General features: G+C 47.2%; 3 protein-coding genes. 2 read left to right on the top strand and 1 reads right to left on the bottom strand.

Annotated elements, in window-relative coordinates; genetic code table 11:
* Window positions 1–543, bottom strand: a 543-nt coding sequence (locus tag H6S82_RS31430; RefSeq protein WP_199318009.1) for a hypothetical protein, incomplete at its 3' end; no start/stop codon positions are given.
* Between the two features lie 310 nt (window positions 544–853).
* Here H6S82_RS31430 and H6S82_RS31425 point away from each other — a divergent pair.
* A complete protein-coding gene (locus tag H6S82_RS31425) occupies window positions 854–1,507 on the top strand; it encodes a MotA/TolQ/ExbB proton channel family protein (RefSeq protein WP_190475778.1) in 654 nt (217 codons plus the stop codon).
* Window positions 1,491–1,892, top strand: coding sequence for a biopolymer transporter ExbD (locus H6S82_RS31420; RefSeq protein WP_190475780.1), 402 nt, complete (start codon window positions 1,491–1,493; stop codon window positions 1,890–1,892). Before H6S82_RS31425 ends, H6S82_RS31420 begins: the two co-directional genes overlap by 17 nt.
* The last annotated feature ends 27 nt before the right edge of the window (window positions 1,893–1,919 follow it).

Below are 1,919 nucleotides of genomic sequence, written 5' to 3'. Positions count from 1 at the left end.
GATCGGTTGCGGTGTCCAGATCGGTTGGGGCGGGATGCTAGCAACTGGCGCTGGCTGTAGTTTTAGCGGAGTGCTAAGAACAGGAGGTTCCAGAGGTTTAGGCAGCTCAGATGGAGAGGGCGGTAAAGTAGCAACTGGTTGCCGGATGGCAGGGATTTCAGGCAGATTCGGCTGTTTGCCAGAAAAAATCGCCGGTTCTTTGAGGGCGATGTCTGACTGAGAACCTGTAGATCTAGATGATGGTGCCGATGAACTACCGGTTGTGCCACCTGCTTGGGAACCGCCGCTAGAAGTACTTTCAGCTTTTGGTTCTGCTTTGAGTTGAGTGTTCTCTTCCGGTTTGACAACTGCCTCGATCGGCGGATCGACCATCACCACTTCGATCGGGTCTTCTGGCACTTCTGCCGCACTAACCCAAAAATTGCTCAGGCTCAGCACGACTATATGCAGTACCACGGAACCGATCGAGCTAAAGGTTAGAAAAGACTTCAGCTCCTCCTCTTCTCTTTGTCGCTGCTGTAGAGCGATCCTGGAAAGACTCATATTCTATTGCAAATAATTTGCACTTGTCTTTAGTGAAAGTAAGACTATTCAAGAATTTTGTCAAGTTCGTAATAGATCTATTTTTCGATAAACAAGCTGTAATACCATGAATTATAAAAGGTTATTCTAAAAATAAAATAAAACTTAACGAAAATCTTTACTATTAAGTAGAAATTCTAGTGTCATTAAAGTTTAAGAGAGACTTGACAACTATTCTCATTAGAGATAATCTCTCATGAGGACGTTAGGTTTACCAGCAGAATTCGCTGGCAAGCAGGAATCGCCTTTTAGATTGGCGTAGAGGCTTTAAATGGGAATAAGTAAACTTTTTGCAGATGGCGGCGTGGTCATGTGGCCGCTGCTAGCCTTTTCAGTAGTAGCGGTGGCGCTAATTGCAGAGCGTATAGCTTTTTGGTTTCGCATCAACCAAAGGCAGAATCGGGTAGTGCGAGACGTATTTGCTCTGTACCGTCGCGATAACGTTGTTGGTGCGATCGATCGACTCAAGCAAAATGCCGATTTGCCCATAGCACGAATTTTTCTGGCTGCTTTGGAACTTGAAGAACCGACTCCAGAAGAATTTCGCTTGGCGTTGGAAAGCGAATCGCAAGCAGAAATACCAGTGCTGAAGCGGTTTAACAACGTTTTTGATACCATAATCAGCCTTTCTCCGTTGTTCGGACTTCTAGGCACTGTATTAGGACTGATAACTTCGTTTAGCTCCCTGAATCTGGGTGATGTGGGCGGTACTAAAACAGCTAATGCCACGGCTGGAATCAGCGAAGCTCTCGTTTCTACAGCATCGGGATTGGTAGTCGCCATCTTTACCCTGATGTTTGCCAATACATTTCGGGGGCTTTACCTACGCCAAATTGCACGGATTCAGGAATATGGCGGACAGCTGGAACTGCTTTATCGCCGTCGCTACGAACGAGGAGAAAAAGCTTATGCGTCTACCCGATGAACCGGATATACCGCCCCAAATCAACATCGTGCCGATGATCGATGTTGTGTTTGCGATTTTGACCTTTTTCGTGATGTCTTCCCTGTTTTTGACTCGTTCGGAAGGATTATCGGTCAATTTGCCATCCGCCGCGACCGGAAAAAGCCAGCCACCAGCGCAAGTGACGGTGACAGTTGACGAACAAGGGCGATTGGCGCTAAATCGAGAACCCATCGAGCTGGAGGCGTTGGAAAACGCCGTGCGCCAGCAGATCAAACCGAATCAACCTTTACTTGTGGTATTGAATGCAGATAAAGCAGTCAATCACGGTCAAGTAGTACAGGTTATGGATCGATTGCGGCGAGTTGAAGGTGCAAAATTAGCGATCGCAACGCAAAAGCCATAGAGGGAGAGTGGGGGAGTGGGGGAGTGG

Origin of the sequence: Planktothrix sp. FACHB-1355 (assembly GCF_014748295.1) — a bacterium.
In the GTDB taxonomy this organism is placed as follows: Bacteria; Cyanobacteriota; Cyanobacteriia; order Cyanobacteriales; family Aerosakkonemataceae; genus Aerosakkonema; species Aerosakkonema funiforme_A.
Note: the sequence above shows the minus strand (reverse complement) of the source record. Positions and strands in the feature narration are given on the sequence as shown.

Bases quoted from the DNA above. Each gene is read 5' to 3' on its own strand.
- H6S82_RS31425 (WP_190475778.1), top strand. From the start codon at position 854: ATGGGAATAAGTAAACTTTTTGCAGATGGCGGCGTGGTCATGTGGCCG.
- H6S82_RS31420 (WP_190475780.1), top strand. From the start codon at position 1,491: ATGCGTCTACCCGATGAACCGGATATACCGCCCCAAATCAACATCGTG.